Consider the following 16,779-nt stretch of genomic DNA (forward strand, 5'->3'; position numbering starts at 1 on the left):
GGACCGGACGCCCTCTGCGATCCTGAGACAGGACGGCGTCGCCGCGGCGCCGTCCTTTTCATGTGCGAGCCCCGGACCCGATGCGTGCGTTCCTGAGCCGTTTCCTGCCGGAGCTGACCCCGGTCAGCAAACGCGAGCGCCTGCGCTCCGCCGCGGGTGCCCTGGTGGGGATCCTGGCGACGGGCCTCGTCTGCCGGGCCTCCGTCCCGACCGAGGCGCTGCCGATCCTGATCGCGCCGATGGGCGCCTCGGCGGTGCTACTCTTCGCCGTGCCGGCGAGTCCCCTGGCGCAGCCCTGGTCGATCCTCGGCGGCAATGTCGTCGCCGCTCTGGTCGGCGTCACGGCGGGGGCGTGGATCGCCGACCCGTTCGTGGCGGCCGCCTGCGCCATTGGGGTGGCGATCGCCCTGATGATGCTCCTGCGCTGCCTGCACCCGCCGAGCGGCGCCGTCGCCCTCACGGCGGTTCTGGGCGGCCCGGCGATCCGGGCGCTGGGCTACGGCTTCGTGCTCTGGCCGGTCGCGGCCAACTCGCTGATCCTGCTCGCCACCGCCCTCCTGTTCAACAACCTGACCGGGCGGACTTACCCGCATCACCGCGCGGCCGGACCGCGGACGGCCGACCCACCCTCGGGCGCCCGGGTCGGGTTCCAGTCCGCCGATCTCGATGCGGCGCTCGAGGAGTTCGACCAGCTCCTCGATGTCGATCGCGGCGACCTGGAGCAGATCCTGCGGCGGGTGCAGATGCGCGTCTACGGCCGCAACTCGGGGCCGATCACCTGCGCGGCGATCATGTCCCGCGACGTGATCGCGGTCGCGCCCGACGCGCCGCTCGCCGAGGCCATGCGGCTGCTGCGTCACCACCGGATCAAGGCGCTGCCGGTCACCGACGAGGGCGCCCGGGTGCTCGGGATCGTCACGCAGACCGATCTCCTCGACAAGGCCGCCTGGGATCGGTTCGGACCGCGCCTCGGCCTCGGTCGCCGGCTCCTGCTCACGGCCGAGCGGGGCAGGGCGCCCCATGGCTGCGCCGCCGACATCATGACCGCGGTCGAGCCGGTCGGGCCGGACATGCCCGTGGCGGCGCTCGTGCCGCGTCTGTCGGATGCGGGGCTGCACCATCTGCCGGTGGTCGGTGCCGATGGCCGGCTCATCGGGATCGTCTCGCAGACGGACCTGATCCCGGCGCTCCTGGCCGAAGCCAATGCACCCGAGGCGCCGACCCGCGTTCGCGCAGCGGCTCAGCCAGCCCTGGCCTGATCCGGGGACCGATCGTTCAGGAAGAAGTCCACGGCCTGGGCCACGACGGCCGGCTGGTGGGCATGCGGCCCGTCATACTCGACATAGGTCACCGGATAGCCGGCCTCGCGCAGGGCCGGCACGTGGACCCGGGCGCTCCGGTTGATCGGGATCTGCTCGTCCTGCGTCCCGTGCGACAGAAAGATCTTCGGCGCACCGACCTGAAGATGCACCGACAGGAAGCCCGCCGACGAGACGATCAGGTGGCTCGCCACGTCGCCGTTCGCCAATCCGAGGGAGAGCGTGTAGCTGCCGCCGTCCGAGTGGCCGGCGAAGCAGAGACGCTTCGGATCGAGCAGGAACCGGTCGGCCACGTGCGCCAGTGCCGCCGCGACCCGCTCCCGGTCCGGCCCGTGGCCCGCGATGACGATGTCCCAGGTCGGGAACAGCGATTGCGGCACGAGGAGCAGGAATCTTTCGGCGTGGGCGTGCCGCGCCAGCATCGGCAGGATGCGCTCGGCGCTGCCGCCGCCGCCGTGGAACAGCACGACGAGCGGGGAAGGGCGGCGGGTATCGAGGCCGTCGGGGACCACCAGCACCGCATCCCGCTCGGCGAAGAGGCCGAGGTCGTGCCGGCCCGGGGGGAGGGGGGCCTGAGTGGGCAGGCGATGGCGGAAGTCCAGGCGGCCGGCGAGGGCGGGATCGATCATGGCGGGATCTCGCTGGGTCGTTGAAGTCTCGCGATGCCAGGGCTTGGCGCGAAAGGATCCGCGCCGTCCGTCCCCCCGCTGAGGCTTGCGGATTGACGCGTAGGGTTCGGACGCATCGGTTCAGAATCGAACGCGGGCCCCTCTCCCGCACGGGAGAGGGGGCCGGTCGCGATCCGGCACGGACGTCGATGCTCAACCCCGATGTGTGACTATCGTAGCCCGCGGAGGGGGAGGAGAGGATGCGCGGATTTGATGATCCTCACTGAAGACGGCCGGATCACTGCGCGATCCGGCCGTCCTGACGTCATCGCTGGTGTGGGCTCAAGCTGCCCACCACCTTCACTTCTTCTTCCTGATCCCGCTCTGCGGGTTGAGGCTGCCGATGTTGCCGCTCTCGCTGCCGGCGGCCGGGTCGATGACGGCGTTGACCAAGCACGGACGGCCCGAATTCATCGCCTCGTTGACCGCGCGGGTCAGCTCGTCCGGCGTGGTGACGTGGTAGCCGACGCCGCCGAAGGCCTCCATCATCTTGTCGTAGCGGGAATCCGGCACGAACACCGTCGTGGCCGGATCGCGGCCGGTCGGGTCGGTGTCGGTGCCGCGGTAGATGCCGTTGTTGTTGAACACCACGATGCAGACCGGCAGGCCGTACCGGCAGATCGTCTCCACCTCCATGCCGGAGAAGCCGAAGGCGCTGTCGCCCTCCACGCAGAGCACCGGCTTGCCGGTCTCCACCGCCGCCGCGACGGCGAAGCCCATGCCGATGCCCATGATGCCCCAGGTGCCGACATCCAGGCGCTTGCGCGGCTGGTACATGTCGATGATGCCCCGGGCGAGGTCGAGGGTGTTGGCGCCCTCGTTGACCAGGATCGCGTCGGGCCGCTCCTTGACGATGGTGCGCAGCGCGCCGAGCGCGGCGTGGAAGGTCATGGGCGAGGCGTTGCTCATGAGCTTCGGCGCCATCTTGGCGATGTTCGCCTCGCGCTTGGTCTTGAGCGTCTCGATCCAGTCGGACGGGGGCTGCTGCCAGCCCTTGCCCATGCCGTCGAGCAGCGCTTGGACGCAGGAGGCGATGTCGCCGACGACGGGGGCGACGATCTCGACGTTCGAGTCCATCTCGCGGGGCTCGATGTCGATCTGGATGAACTTGGTCGAGCCCGGCTCGCCCCAGCTCTTGCCCTTGCCGTGCGACAGCAGCCAGTTCAGCCGGGCTCCGATCAGCAGCACCACGTCCGAGTCCTTCAGCGCCGTGGAGCGCGCCGCGCCGGCCGAGAGCGGGTGGGTGTCGGGCAGGAGGCCCTTGGCCATGCTCATCGGCACGTAGGGGATGCCGCTGGTCTCGACCAGCGAACGGATCGCCGCGTCGGCTTGGGCGTAGGCCGCGCCCTTGCCGAGCACGATCAGCGGCCGCTTGGCGGACTTCAGGACCTCGAGCGCCCGGGCGATCGCCTCGGGGGCAGGGCGCTGGGCCGGGGCCGGGTCGATCACCTTGACCAGCGACTTCTGGCCGGCCTCGGCATCCATCACCTGGGCGAACAGCTTGGCGGGCAGGTCGAGGTAGACGCCGCCCGGACGGCCGGAGCAGGCGGCGCGGATCGCGCGGGCCACGCCGATGCCGATATCGGCCGCGTGCAGGACGCGGAAGGCCGCCTTGCACAGGGGCTTGGCGATGGCGAGCTGGTCCATCTCCTCGTAGTCGCCCTGCTGCAGGTCGACGATCTCACGCTCGGAGGAGCCCGAGATCAGGATCATCGGGAAGCAGTTGGTGGTGGCGTTGGCGAGCGCCGTGAGGCCGTTGAGGAAGCCCGGGGCCGAGACGGTGAGGCAGATGCCGGGCTTCTGGGTCAGGAAACCCGCGATCGCCGCAGCGTTGCCGGCATGCTGCTCGTGGCGGAACGAGATCACCCGCATCCCCTCGGCCTGGGCCATGCGGCCGAGGTCGGTGATCGGGATGCCCGGGACGCCGTAGATCGTCTCGATCCCGTTGAGCTTGAGGGCGTCGATGACGAGGTGGAAGCCGTCGGTCAGCTCGGGCTCCGCCTCCACCTCGGGGGTGGTGTGGACGATCTTGGCGAGTGCGGTCATTTCGGTCTCTCCAGAGGATGAATGCTACGGCGTTCTGTGCCGGTATGCCGGAAACATCCCATCCTCCCCCTCATCCTGAGGTGCTGCGCAGCAGCCTCGAGGGAGGGCTCCCGAAGTCTCGGCGATCCCTGGAGACCTCCTTCGAGGCCTCCGCTTCGCTTCGTCAGCTCAGGATGAGGGGGAGGATGGGAGATCCGTCAGCGTTGCGTTTCCTTCGCAGGATTGTCGGTTGGGACGCTCAGGCCGCCCGGATCGGCTGGGCGGCGAGCGCCGCGGGGGCGTCGTCCGTGGCGAGGTAGCGGGCGCGCATCGGGCGAAGCAGGAACATGGCCAAAGCCGCCGCCGTGACGTTGAGCACGATGATCAGCGTGAACACCGCCGACCAGCCGTAGGCTGCCGAAAGCAGGCTCGCGAAGGGCACGAGGAAGGCGGCGGTCCCCTTGGCGGTGTAGAGCAGGCCGGCATTGCTGGCAGCGTACTTCGAGCCGAACGTGTCGCCGCAGGTCGCCGGGAACAGCGAGTAGATTTCGCCGAACACCCCGAAATACACGGCCGTGGCCAGCACGAACACCATCGGGTTGTGGCCGTAAGTCAGGAGCACGATCACCGCCGCCGCCGCCGTCGAGAAGGCGATGAACATCGTGTTCTCGCGGCCGATATGGTCGGAGACGAAGCCGAAGAACGGCCGGCCGAACCCGTCGAAGATCCGGTCGAGGGAGATCGCCAGCGTCAGCGCGGCCATCTGGAGGCCGAACAGGCTCACCGGAACGCCGGCCACCTGGAAGTCGTGGGCGATCGGGGCGATCTGCGCCGCCGCCATCAGGCCCCCGGAGGCGACCATCACGAACATCGCGTACATCACCCAGAAGACCGGGGTGCGCACCGCCTCACGGGGGCTGCGATCGACCTTCGTCTGGGGCAGGCGCAGGCTCTTGCGCTGGACCGGCGTGATCGTCGACGGCTTGCGCAGCAGGAAGGCGAGCACGAAGACCACGATGCCCTGGCCGATCCCGAAATACAGGAACGCGTCTTGATAGCCGCTGTTGGCGATCATCCGGGCGATCGGCACCACCGTGATGGCGGCACCGGCGCCGAAGCCGGCCGCCGTGGCACCGGCCGCGAGGCCGCGGCGATGCGGGAACCATTTGAGCGCGTTGCCCACGCAGGTACCGTAGACCGAGCCGGCGCCGATGCCGGCGATCACCGCCCCGAGATACAGCATGAACAGGCTGTCGGCGTAGGCGTCGATCGTCCAGGCCAGGGCGATCATCACGCCGCCGAAGGCCACGACGATCTTCGGGCCGTAGCGGTCGACGAACCACGCCTCGACCGGGACGAGCCAGGTCTCGGTGGCGACGAATAGCGTAAAGGCGAGCTGGATCGCCGCCCGGCCCCAATGATAACGCTGGTCGATCGGATCGACGAACAATGTCCAGCCGTATTGGAGGTTGGCGATCATGGCCATGCAGATCACGCCGAAGGCGAGCTGCCACCACTTCGCCGAAGGCGAGTCCTGGCGTTCCATCCCTGAGCCTCTCTTGGGCGGCGCGGCCTTCCACGGCGGCGTCTCGTGCGCCTCTGATCATGCACATCCGTTCCAGGCATGCAATATACCAGGGTGAAACGGACCGGCTGAACTGTCAGGCGGCGATATTATGCCGTTTGCGCGGCCCGAGGAACCGGCCCCCAGGCGCCGAGGGTCGGCTCGTTCCCCGGGCTGAGCGTCTCGTCGAGATCAGGGATCCCGGCGGCGTCGTCCGGGATGCCGATCAGCGCGCGGGCGGCCGCCCAGTCCGGCTGATCGTGAAGCGCCGCGACGGCGTCGCGGTCGAGCCCGGTGATCTTCCCGCGGTCGAGGCGCAGGATCGCGCGGCCGGTCTCGGCCTCCACGAAGCGGATCGCCGCCATCCGGCGTAGGCACTCGCGCAGGAAGCCGGTGTTGGCGGCTGACGACAGGTCGGCACCCTTGAACACCGCGTCGGGCGTGCGGGCAAAGATGTCGACCTTGCGGAAGCGGTCGATGTCGATCAGCCCCTTCACATCGAGAATGTTGAGGATCCCATCGGCCCAGAACGCGATGGTGCGCGGGCGCTCGCCGAGCGGTACGCTGTTGTCGAGGAACTCGCAGACCACCTGCTTGTCCCGCGCCAGGGCCCAATTGAAGAACAGGCGCGGCATGCCGGTATAGGCCTCGACGTTGTGGGCCAGCAGATCCTCCACCGCCTTGTAGCGGCCGAACATCTCGCCGCGCTGCCACGCACGCTCTACCGTGTCGGCCGGCGGCGTGACCATGAACTGCATGTAGACCCGGTCGCCGAACCGCGTGAGCAGCTGGCCGCCCCCGTCCGATCCGGCCTCGGCCTGGAAGCTGTCGAACCGGAACCGGTCGATCAGCAGGTTCGAGATCCGCCGCTCGGCCGCCTTGCGGGTGACGTAGCGGTCGAGCTTCATGTCGATGATCTCGACCTCGTACCCCGTCAGCGTCCCGGCATAACGGGCGGCGTCCCCGAGGCTGTCGTAGTCGAGGAGGTACTTGCGCCAGACATCGGGGGTGATCACCGCGAAGTCCGACCACGCCATGCCGAGGCGCCGGGCGAGGCCGAGCTGATAGGGCCGGATCGTGCTCTTGCCGGAGGCCGAGGCGCCCTTGACGTTCATGACGACCGGATAGTCCTGGGCGGCGAGCCGGCGGTAGCCACGGGTCTCGACGACATCGGCGATCCAGGGCTCGATCAGCTCGCCGATGCGGCGGCTGCCGTAGCCGTTGCCGACCAGCGTCCCGGCGAGGCTCCGCAGCAGGGCGGCGTCGCGGATCAGCGTATTCTGCCGAGCGATGAGACCCGACACGACCGTGCGCAGCGCCTCGCAGGCGGCGATCTCAAGACCGTCGCCCGAGTCCGATGCGCGTCGCTGCCAGGATTCGATATGGAGCAAGGCCCGGGTCGCCCGGTCCACGCGCGGCGCTTCGACCGCGGGCGGGCGCCGGCCGAGCAGCCGGTCGAACCAGCCCGGCTCCGACGGGGGCGGGGCCGGCGGATCGTCCAGAATGGCAGCGATCTCGCGGGTGAGCACCGCATCGGCCTCGGCCCGGATACGCGTGAGGGCGGCCTCGACCTCGCCGAGGCGCGGCTCGACGCCCTCGCGTAGGATCGTGGCGACGATCGCCCGGAAGTTGACGCCGAGATCGGCGTAGACCGCGCCCACCGGCACCGACAGGTCCGACATGACCCGGATCAGAACCTCGTGGACGACGAGGCGACTCGCCCGGAAGCGCGTGAGCTGCCGGGCCGGCAGGCCGCACAGGTCGCTGAGATCGAGGGCGTCGCGCAGTGGCGTCTCGACGTGCTCCGGGCGATAGACCGTGACGAGTGGCAGGAAGGCGGCGGGCAGGTCGGAGCGGACGCCCGGATTCCAGGGGCCGATAGGTAGATCTGGTGCGGTGGTGGCTGCCCGATCGATCATCCGCGCGTCTCCCTCCCCCCTCTGCGGGGGAGGGTGGGCCGGCCATCAGGTCGGATCGGGAGAGGAGAGCACGAATTCCGAAAAAAGCGAGACCGGCGTGAAGGGCGGAGCCGGGTCATGCACCGTCGTTCCCGCCTCGCGGGACTTCGTCCCGACCCGACCGCCTTCGGGGGCCACCCTCCGTCGCAAAGGGGGGAGGGTGGGCGCGTGGCAGATGCGGTGAGCTGGCTGGGCAAACCCAACCCGCTCGCCGCTGATGCGGTTGGCTGAAAAGTCTCAAAAAACCTTCTGGAACCAGCCATGGGCATCATTCGTGTTGCCCCGCTGGATATCGACCAGCAGGTTCCGCAGCCGCTGGGCCACCGGTCCCGCCTTGCCGTTCCCGATGGTGAAGCTTTCCTCGCGGCCCTTCACGGTGCCGATCGGCGTGATCACCGCGGCGGTGCCGCAGGCGAAGGCTTCGGTCAGGCGGCCCTCCCGGACGTCGGCGCGCCACGCGTCGATCGCGTAGGGCTCCTCCTTCACGGTGAGGCCGGCCTCCTTGGCCAGGGTGAGCACCGAGTCGCGGGTGATGCCGTGCAGGATGCTGTCCGAGAGCGGCGGCGTCACCAGCGTGCCGTCCTCGAACACGAAGAACACGTTCATGCCGCCGAGTTCCTCGATGTAGCGGCGCTCGACCGCGTCGAGGAAGACCACCTGCTCGCACCCCTGCGCCGCCGCCTCCGACTGCGCCGCGAGGCTCGCCGCGTAGTTGCCGCCGCACTTGGCCGCGCCGGTACCGCCGGGGGCGGCCCGCGTGTAGTGCTCCGACACCCAGACCGTGACGGTGCTGTTCGGATCCTTGAAGTACGAGCCCACCGCCGACGCGATGGTGAGGAACAGGTACTCGGAGGCCGGCTTGACCCCCAGGAACGCCTCGGTGGCGATCATGAACGGGCGCAGATAGAGGCTGCCGTCGGCCGTGTCGGGGATCCAGGCGCGGTCGAGCTTGACGAGTTCGTGCATCGCCTCGACGAAGGCATCCTCCGGGAAGGGCGGGATCGCCAGGCGCTCGGCCGAATGGCGGAAGCGGCGCGCGTTCGCGTCCGGCCGGAACAGGGCGGCGCCGCCGTCGGCGGTCCGGTAGGCCTTCAGCCCCTCGAAGATCTCCTGCGCGTAGTGCAGAACCGCGGCGGCCGGATCGAGGGGAATCGCCTCGCGAGCCTTGATCTGGGCGTCGTGCCAGCCGCGTCCGGCGGAGTAGCGCGCCACCACCATGTGGTCGGTGAACACCTTGCCGAAGCCGGGATTCGCCATCACGGCGGCCCGCTCCTCGGCGCTCCGCGGATGGGGGTGGCTTTTGATCTCGAACGTCAGGTCGCTCACGGTGGGGTCCTCATCGACTGAGGCTCTTATGGCGCGCTCCGGCGCGCGAATCTACGGAGCCGGCGCATGATGGTTCTGCCGAACACGCGAGTCACTCCGCCGCCGCAGGCTCCGAGAGCTGGAGCCGGTGCAGGCGTGCATAGGCGCCGCCGGTCGCGATCAGGTCCTGGTGCCGCCCGATCTCGATGACGCGGCCGGCCTCCATCACGGCGATCTGATCGGCCTCGCGCACGGTCGAGAGGCGGTGGGCGATCACCAGGGTGGTCCGGCCGCGCATCAGCCGGGTCAGCGCGTCCTGGACGAGGCGTTCCGATTCGGAATCGAGGGCCGAGGTCGCCTCGTCGAGGAGCAGGATCGGCGCGTCCTTCAGGAAGGCGCGGGCCAGGGCGATCCGTTGCCGCTCGCCCCCCGACAGCCGGCCGCCGCCCGGGCCGACCCGGAAGTCGTAGCCCTCGGCCAGGGCCGAGACGAACCCGTGCGCCGCCGCGGCCTGGGCCGCCGCCTCGATCTCCGCCTGGGAGGCACCGGGACGGCCGAAGCCGATATTGGCGGCGATCGTGTCGTCGAACAGCACCACCTCCTGCGAGACCACCGCCACCGCGGCGCGCAGCGAAGCGAGCGTGACGGCGCGGACGTCCTGGCCGTCGATGGCCACGCGGCCGGCGTTCACGTCGTAGAGCCGGGGCACGAGGTTGAGCAGGGAGGATTTTCCGGAGCCGGAGCGCCCGACGAGCGCCGTCACCGACCCGGCCGGCACATGGAGATCGATGCCTTCCAGCGCCGGCGCATCCGGCCGGTAGCGGAACTGGACGCCCTCGAAGCGGATCGAACCGGCGGTCACGGTCAGCGGCCGGGCTTCGGGAGCCTCGCGGATGGCGGGGGCCTCGTCCATCACGTCAAAGTAGCGTCGCAGCGCCGCCGCCGCCTCCTGCAGGATCGCGTTGAGATTGCCGAGCGCCCGCGCCGGCTGAGCCGCGAGCAGCAGGGCCGCCACGTAGCCGGTGAAGTCGCCGACCGTCTTCTCCCCCGCCAACACCCGCTGCCCGACCAGCACCAGCACCCCCGCCACCGCGATGCCGCCGCCGATCTCCAGCAGCGGGTCGAGGCGGCCCCGGGCGTTGGCGGCCTTCATCTTGAGGCGGCGCACCTCGTCGAGGGCCTGCGCGGCGCGGCCTTTGAGGTAGGCCTCCATGGCGTAGGTCTTGGCGACGCGGGCGCCCTGCAGGCTCTCGGAGATCAGGCTGGCGGTGGCGCCCATCTGCTCCTGGGTCGAGGTCGAGACCCGCCGCAGCTTCTTGCCGATCCGCCCGATCGGCCCGGCCACGAACGGCACGGCGACGCCGGCCACCAGGGTCAGCACCGGATCCATCCAGAGCAGCGCCGCCACGAGGCCGATCAGCATGGCGATATCGCGCAGCAGCACGGTCGAGATGCGGGTCAGCGCCTCCTTGATGAAGGCGAAGTCGGTGGTGAAGCGCTGCGTCAGCGCCGCCGGGCTCTCGCGGCCGAGCTGGGCGAGGTCGGAGTCGATCAGATGGCCGTAGAGCGCGGCCTGCATGTCGGCCTCGACTCGGGTGACCACGCGGTTGGTCAGCACCGTCTGACCGTAGAGCGCGAAGCCGCGGGTGGCCGTGACCACGATCACCACCAGCGGCCCGTAGGCGATCGCCCCCGCATCCTTCCGGTCGAAGGCGTCGAAGGCCGCCTTGATCAGCGCCGGGTAGAGGCCGGTCGAGGCGCCGACCAGCGCGATCAGCACCAGCACGACCGCGAGGGTGGCGCGGTGCGGGTACAGCCACGTGCGCCAGAGCCGGGCGAGGAGGGGGACCGTGTCGCCGGGAAGGCGCGCCATGAAACCTACCGGTTTGGGACAGCGCCGCCCTCGTCCAGGAGGCACGGCGGCAGCGGGTTTGCCGCCGCAGCCGCCGCGGATCAAGTTGTTGGGTCAGTGGTCGTCGCCGCGCGGCCCGTGATCGTCATCGTCGTGATCGTGACGCCGCCCGCCTCGCATCCCGTGGCCGCCCATTCCGCCCATCGGCCGGGCGAGGATCATGGCGCGCCGCTTCTGGTCCGGGTCCAGGCTGGTGTAGAGCGGCTGCGCGGCATCGGCGAGCTTGCGCAGGGCCTCGCCGCGGGCGGTCGCGGCGTCTGCCATGGCGCGCAGGGCGGCAGGGGCATCGTCGCTGAAGCGCGGCCGGTCACGCATCGCCTCCCGGCGCTGCTGGCGCAGCTTGGCCATGTCGCGGATCGCGGTTTCGACCGGTGGCCACAGCTTCTCCTGGTCCGCGTTGAGCTTCAGGCCGGCATGGAGGGCCGCGATCCTGGCATCGGTGAAGGCCGCCCGATCCTCGGGGCTCAGCGCGCTCCACCGGCCATGGCCGCGGAACCCGTCGCGCCCGTGATCGTGCGCCGCTGCGGCGCCCGCCAGCCCAAGGCCGAGGATACCGGTGACCAGGAGGGCGGCTCTCAATCGTCGGGACATGGAAATCTCCGTCTCACGCTCGGGACGCCGGGGGGACTCGTCGCAACGACGCCCGATCCTCCGACCGAACAACCAGCATGTATCCCGCTTGTATATGTAACATTGTTACATTAGTGGGCGACGGCGGGTGGGCGCGGGAGGTGCTGCGGTGCGTGGAGTGGGGATGTGGAGCGTGGTTCGCGCGATGGTCGGTGTCGCGGTCCTCACCCTGTCGATCGGCGTCACGGGGTCGGCCGGTGCGGCGCCGGACGGCCGGCCGGTGCGGGCCGTCGCGAGCTTCTCGATCCTGGGGGATCTGGTCCGTGAAGTCGGCGGCGCGCGGGTCTCCGTGTCCACCCTGGTCGGCCCGGATTCCGACGCGCACGGCTTCAGCCCGACGCCGGCCGACGCGCGCAAGCTCGCCGAGGCCGATATCGTGTTCGTCAACGGGCTCGGCTTGGAGGGCTGGCTCGACCGGCTGATCCGGGCCTCCGGCACACGGGCGCCGGTGGTTGTCGCCTCTTCCGGGGTGACGCCGATCCCTGCCGCGGACGAGCACGCCCATGGCGGCGGTGGGCACGACCACGGCGACCACGCCCTCGATCCGCATGCGTGGCAGAACATCGCCAACGTCAAGATCTATATCGCCAATATCCGCGACGGGCTCGCGACGGTGGATCCCGCCCACGCCGACGCCTATCGCGACGCGGCGGCGGCCTATATCGCCAAGCTCGATGCCCTGCAGCAGGAGGTCCGCGCCACGATCGACGGCATCCCGCCGGACCGGCGCCGGATCATCACCACCCACGATGCCTTCGGGTATTTCGCGGCGGCCTACGGCCTGCGCTTCGTGGCGCCGCAGGGCGTCTCGACCGACAGCGAGGCGAGCCCGCGCGACGTCGCGGCCATCATCCGGCAGATCCGCCAGGATCGTATCCCGGCCGTGTTCCTCGAGAACATCAGCGACCCGCGTCAGATGGAGCAGATCGCCCGGGAGAGCGGCGCCAAGATCGGCGGAAAGGTCTATTCTGATGCCCTCTCCGGCCCGGCCGGCCCGGCGCCGACCTACCTCGACATGATGCGCTCGAACCTTCGCGCCTTTGCGGCCGCCCTCAGCCCCAGTTGAGGGATCGCCCGCGGAGCGACGGGCATGACATAGCGTAAACCGGCGGTTAAGAGGCCCCCTCTAGCCTTACGTAACGGGTGCCACCCGATCCTCGTCCGCGGGGGCTCAGGGCCTTGGGGCCTTGTCGGAACGCGCAGCCTGGAGATCGCGTGGCTTGGGGGCCTGACCGCTGGCGCTTCTATCGGCTCGTCGCGCGCGAGGCCGCGCGCGCGCTCCGCGCGGCCGGCGCCAGCCTGACCGCCTCGCCCGACATCCTCGCCCGGATGCGGGTGACCGGCCTGGTCATCGCTCCACACGACCTGCGCACGTCGGACGCGACCTTCGCGGACGACATCTACGCGGGGCTGTTCGTCTTTGCCGGACGCTCCCTCGCGGCGAGTGGCGGCTCGCCCTTCGACTACGCCGCGCCCTCGCCGGAATGGGCGGATGAGCTCTACGGCTTCGGCTGGCTGCGCCACCTGCGCGCCGCCGACACGGCCCTCGCCCGGGCCAATGCCCGCGCCTTCGTGGCCGACTTCATCGCCGGGCGGGGGGATCCGGTGCTGGCCCGCCAGACCCCGGTGGCGGCACGGCGGCTCATCTCGTTCCTGTGCCAATCGCCCCTCGTGCTGGAGGGCGCCGACCACGCCTTCTACCAGAGCTTCCTCAAGGCGATCGCCCGCAACGCCCAGCAGCTGGAGCGTGACCTGCGTAGGGGCGTGCCGCCGCAATGGCGCCTGAGCGCCGCCGTGGCGCTCTGCTATGCCGGCCTGTGCTGCGACGGCATCCAGCCGATCCTCCGCCGGGCGACCCGGGTCCTGTCGCGCGAACTCGATCGCCAGATCCTGACCGATGGCGGCCACCGCTCGCGGGATCCGCGCTTCGCCATGGAGCTTCTCCTCGATCTGCTGCCGCTCCGCCAGAGCTATCTCAGCCGCAGCGTCGAGCCGCCGATGGCGCTGCTGCGCGCGATCGACCGGATGCTGCCGCTCCTGCGGCTCCTGCGCCATCCGGACGCCTCGCTCAGTCATTTCAACGGCATGGGCGCCACCGACGCGGATCACCTAGCGACTCTGCTGGTCTATGACGGCGCGCTCGCCCAGCCGCTGATGCACGCGCCGAATTCCGGCTACGAGCGCCTGGAGGGCGGCCGGATCGTGCTCGTGGCCGATGTCGGCGCGAGTCCGCCGCTGCCCTACTCGGTCAATGCCGGGGCGGGCTGCCTCGCCTTCGAGATGTCGAGCGGGCCGCAACGCATCGTGGTCAATTGCGGTCTGCCGGCGAGCGGGCCGGACCTGCGCCTGCTGGCCCGCTCGACGCCCGCGCATTCCACGGCCAGCGTGGCCCACGCGTCCTCGTGCCGGTTCTTGACGCGCACCGGCTGGTGGGGCGAACGCCAGCTCGCCGATTGGCTGATCCGGCGGCGGGGCCCCGTGGTCCTCAGCGGCCCGTCCACGGTTGCGGCCGAGCGGGCCGAGGATGCCGACCGCGTCGTCCTGGCCGCCCGGCACGATGGCTTTGGCCCGGAGTTCGGGATCGTTCACGAGCGGCGCTGGGAGCTGTTCGCTACGGCTGCCCGCGTCGACGGCCGCGATGCCTTCCTGCGCCAGGGCAAGGCCGGGCGAACGGCGCGGCGGCGCGCCCAGGATGTGGCGATCCGCTTCCACCTCCACCCCGGCATCGCCGTGCGCGGCGTGCCGGAGGGGCTCGAACTCGCCTCGGCGCTCGGCGAGATCTGGCGGTTCCAGGCCGAAAATGCGGAGATCGCCCTGGAGGAGAGCGTCTATTTCTCGGGCCTGACCGGACCGCGGCGCACCGACCAGATCGCGCTCCACCTCACCGTCTCCGAGGATGTCGAGGTGCGCTGGAGCTTCACCCGCCTCGCCTCGGCGCCGCTGCGCGGCGTTGCGCCCGTCTGACGGGCGGCTGGCCCGGCTTCCCGTTTCCGTGCTACCGCGCGAAAAAATCTCGAACCTCGGCACGATACCATGGCGCACGATCAGGTGCGGGTCTCCCGCGCGCTCCTCTCGGTCTCCGACAAGACCGGCCTCGTCGACTTCGCCCGGGCGCTGCAGGCCCGCGGGATCGCCCTGGTCTCCACCGGGGGGACCCACCGGGCGTTGCAGGAGGCGGGGCTCGCGGTGACGGAGGTCGCCGACCTGACGGGCTTTCCCGAGATGATGGACGGGCGGGTCAAGACGCTCCATCCGGCCGTGCATGGCGGCCTGCTGGCGATTCGCGACAACCCGGAGCATCAGGCGGCGCTCGCCGCCCACGGGATCGGCGCGATCGACCTGCTCGTGGTCAACCTCTACCCGTTCGAGGCGACGATCGCGGCCGACAGGTCGGACGCCGACTGCATCGAGAACATCGATGTCGGCGGTCCGGCGATGATCCGTGCGGCGGCCAAGAACCATGCCGACGTGGCGGTCGTCACCGACGTGTCCGATTATGCCGCCGTGCTCGCCGCCCTCGAAGACGGCGACGGCGCCATCGGGGCCGAGATGCGTCGCCGCCTGGCGCAGAAGGCCTTCGCCCGCACCGCGGCCTACGACGCGGCCATCGCCAACTGGATGGCGGGCCGCTTCGGCGCCGACGCGCCGGCCCCGTTCCGCGCCTTCGGGGGCAGCCTCGCGCAGGGCCTCCGCTACGGCGAGAATCCGCACCAGACGGCCGCCTTCTATCGCGCCCCTGGCAAGCCCCGCGCGGGCGTGGCGACCGCCCGCCAGCTCCAGGGCAAGGAACTGTCCTACAACAACTTCAACGACACGGACGCCGCCTACGAATGCGTCGCGGAGTTCGATCCGGCCCGCTCGGCCGCGGTGGCGATCATCAAGCACGCCAATCCCTGTGGGGTCGCCGAGGGGGCGAGCCTGATCGAAGCCTATGAGCGGGCGCTGAGCTGCGACCCGACCTCGGCGTTCGGCGGCATCGTGGCGCTCAACCGGACACTCGATGCCGAGGCGGCGGAGAAGATCGTCGAGATCTTCACCGAGGTGATCATCGCGCCGGACGCCACGCCCGAGGCCGCCGCGATCGTGGCGGGCAAGAAGAACCTGCGGCTGCTGCTGGCCGGCGGTCTGCCCGACCCGCGCGCGCCGGGCGAAGTCGTGCGATCGCTGGCCGGTGGACTGCTGGTCCAGGGCCGCGACGCAGTGGTGGTCGACGACATGCCGCTTCAGGTCGTTACCAAACGCGCGCCGAGCGAGGCGGAACTCGCCGATCTCCGCTTCGCCTACCGGGTCGCCAAGCATGTGAAGTCCAATGCCATCGTGTACGCCAAGGGCGGCGCCACGGTCGGGATCGGCGCCGGGCAGATGTCGCGGGTCGACTCCTCGCGGATCGCCGCCTGGAAGGCCGCGGAGGGTGCGAAGCGGCTCGGTCTGGCCGAGAGCCTCGCCGTTGGCTCGGTGGTGGCGTCGGACGCGTTCTTCCCGTTCGCGGATGGCCTGATGGCCGCCGCCGAGGCGGGCGCGACGGCGGTGATCCAGCCCGGTGGCTCCATGCGCGACGCGGATGTGATTGCCGCGGCCGACGCGGCCGGCCTCGCCATGGTGCTCACCGGCCATCGCCACTTCCGGCACTGACGGATCGGCCGGACGCAATCCCTACGCTTGTTCCGAATCGACGCTGACGCGGTCGCGGGTCCGTGCGCGAACGCCCGCGTTAACGATGGTCTCAGATTGACCGGCGTGCCGTCATGCGGGCGCCGCACACGGTCGGCGCGCACGATTGCTTTTGGACAAATGGCAGTCGTTGATTGTAAGCGACGATCAATGTCCGACGCTCATTTCGTATTGATGCGACTATTCATGCTCGGGCTGGATAAAATTTGCTCCGCTTCTGGTTGATCGTACGCAGGGTTGAAGTCGAAGCTCCATCGCGTCATCATCGTACTGGCTGAAGCGGGATGATTGCGAGCAACATCTCTTCGAACGGATCCGGTCTGGGTGACGAGATGCTGGTCGCGGTAATGCTGTTCGTTGTCGGTTGGCTCGTCGGCCGAACCTATACGGTCCTCGTTCTGGCCATGACGTCCACCGTCATTCTGTTCACATCGTCGGCCATCTTCGTGACGACCTACGGCCTCGATCTGCTCCACACGCTCATCACGTTGGGTTATCTTGGCGCCCATCAATCCGGCTACCTGCTCGGCGCCTACATGAGTGGGTATCAGCAGGACAACTGATGGTGCATCCTCCGCTCACCAGAACCAGACCGGTCGACCGGCATAGGCGTTGATAAACAACCACAAAGAGATTGTCGCTGAGGGCCACAGGGCTACAAGTAGAAGTGGCGGTCTGGTGCCGGGATTGCGGCGGCGCAGCGTCGAGGTATGGGTCATATTCGAGA

12 protein-coding genes are annotated in these 16,779 nt (G+C 69.9%); 5 read left to right on the forward strand and 7 right to left on the reverse strand.

Going from position 1 to position 16,779, the window contains the following annotated elements:
* Positions 1-80: 80 nt before the first annotated feature.
* Entirely contained in the window at positions 81-1,259 is a 1,179-nt protein-coding gene (locus AAHG09_RS11600; RefSeq protein ID WP_342107308.1) for an HPP family protein, read from the forward strand.
* On the opposite strand, the gene AAHG09_RS11605 is transcribed toward AAHG09_RS11600, so the two are convergent.
* The 7 genes from AAHG09_RS11605 to AAHG09_RS11635 form a co-directional block, all read right to left on the reverse strand.
* Positions 1,241-1,948: an alpha/beta hydrolase gene (locus AAHG09_RS11605; protein WP_342107310.1), complete on the reverse strand. Its 708-nt coding sequence runs from the start codon at positions 1,946-1,948 to the stop codon at positions 1,241-1,243. The genes AAHG09_RS11600 and AAHG09_RS11605 overlap by 19 nt on opposite strands.
* A gap of 339 nt (positions 1,949-2,287) precedes the next feature.
* The gene (oxc, locus tag AAHG09_RS11610) at positions 2,288-4,033 is read right to left on the reverse strand and encodes an oxalyl-CoA decarboxylase (RefSeq protein WP_342107312.1); all 1,746 of its coding nucleotides are present in this window, start codon (positions 4,031-4,033) and stop codon (positions 2,288-2,290) included.
* 238 nt (positions 4,034-4,271) lie between these two features.
* Complete coding sequence (gene oxlT / locus AAHG09_RS11615; protein ID WP_342107313.1) at positions 4,272-5,558, reverse strand: oxalate/formate MFS antiporter; 1,287 nt, start codon at positions 5,556-5,558, stop codon at positions 4,272-4,274.
* A gap of 128 nt (positions 5,559-5,686) precedes the next feature.
* The gene (locus AAHG09_RS11620; protein ID WP_342107316.1) at positions 5,687-7,495 is read right to left on the reverse strand and encodes a DEAD/DEAH box helicase family protein; all 1,809 of its coding nucleotides are present in this window, start codon (positions 7,493-7,495) and stop codon (positions 5,687-5,689) included.
* 276 nt (positions 7,496-7,771) lie between these two features.
* On the reverse strand, positions 7,772-8,791 hold the full coding sequence (locus AAHG09_RS11625) for a branched-chain amino acid aminotransferase (protein ID WP_412760027.1): 1,020 nt from the start codon (positions 8,789-8,791) through the stop codon (positions 7,772-7,774).
* Positions 8,792-8,951: 160 nt separating this feature from the next.
* Positions 8,952-10,712, reverse strand: coding sequence for an ABC transporter ATP-binding protein (locus tag AAHG09_RS11630; RefSeq protein WP_342107318.1), 1,761 nt, complete (start codon positions 10,710-10,712; stop codon positions 8,952-8,954).
* A 93-nt stretch (positions 10,713-10,805) separates the two neighbouring features.
* Entirely contained in the window at positions 10,806-11,342 is a 537-nt protein-coding gene (locus AAHG09_RS11635) for a Spy/CpxP family protein refolding chaperone (protein ID WP_342107320.1), read from the reverse strand.
* A 163-nt stretch (positions 11,343-11,505) separates the two neighbouring features.
* Between AAHG09_RS11635 and AAHG09_RS11640 the strand changes: the two genes are divergently transcribed.
* From AAHG09_RS11640 to AAHG09_RS11655, 4 genes are all read left to right on the forward strand, one after another.
* Entirely contained in the window at positions 11,506-12,447 is a 942-nt protein-coding gene (locus AAHG09_RS11640) for a metal ABC transporter solute-binding protein, Zn/Mn family (protein WP_342107321.1), read from the forward strand.
* Positions 12,448-12,596: 149 nt separating this feature from the next.
* On the forward strand, positions 12,597-14,345 hold the full coding sequence (locus tag AAHG09_RS11645; RefSeq protein ID WP_342107322.1) for a heparinase II/III family protein: 1,749 nt from the start codon (positions 12,597-12,599) through the stop codon (positions 14,343-14,345).
* A 69-nt stretch (positions 14,346-14,414) separates the two neighbouring features.
* A complete protein-coding gene (gene purH / locus AAHG09_RS11650; protein WP_342107324.1) occupies positions 14,415-16,013 on the forward strand; it encodes a bifunctional phosphoribosylaminoimidazolecarboxamide formyltransferase/IMP cyclohydrolase in 1,599 nt (532 codons plus the stop codon).
* A 323-nt stretch (positions 16,014-16,336) separates the two neighbouring features.
* A complete protein-coding gene (locus AAHG09_RS11655; RefSeq protein ID WP_342107325.1) occupies positions 16,337-16,615 on the forward strand; it encodes a hypothetical protein in 279 nt (92 codons plus the stop codon).
* The last annotated feature ends 164 nt before the right edge of the window (positions 16,616-16,779 follow it).

This window comes from Methylobacterium guangdongense (genome assembly GCF_038442355.1).
Lineage (GTDB): Bacteria > Pseudomonadota > Alphaproteobacteria > Rhizobiales > Beijerinckiaceae > Methylobacterium > Methylobacterium guangdongense.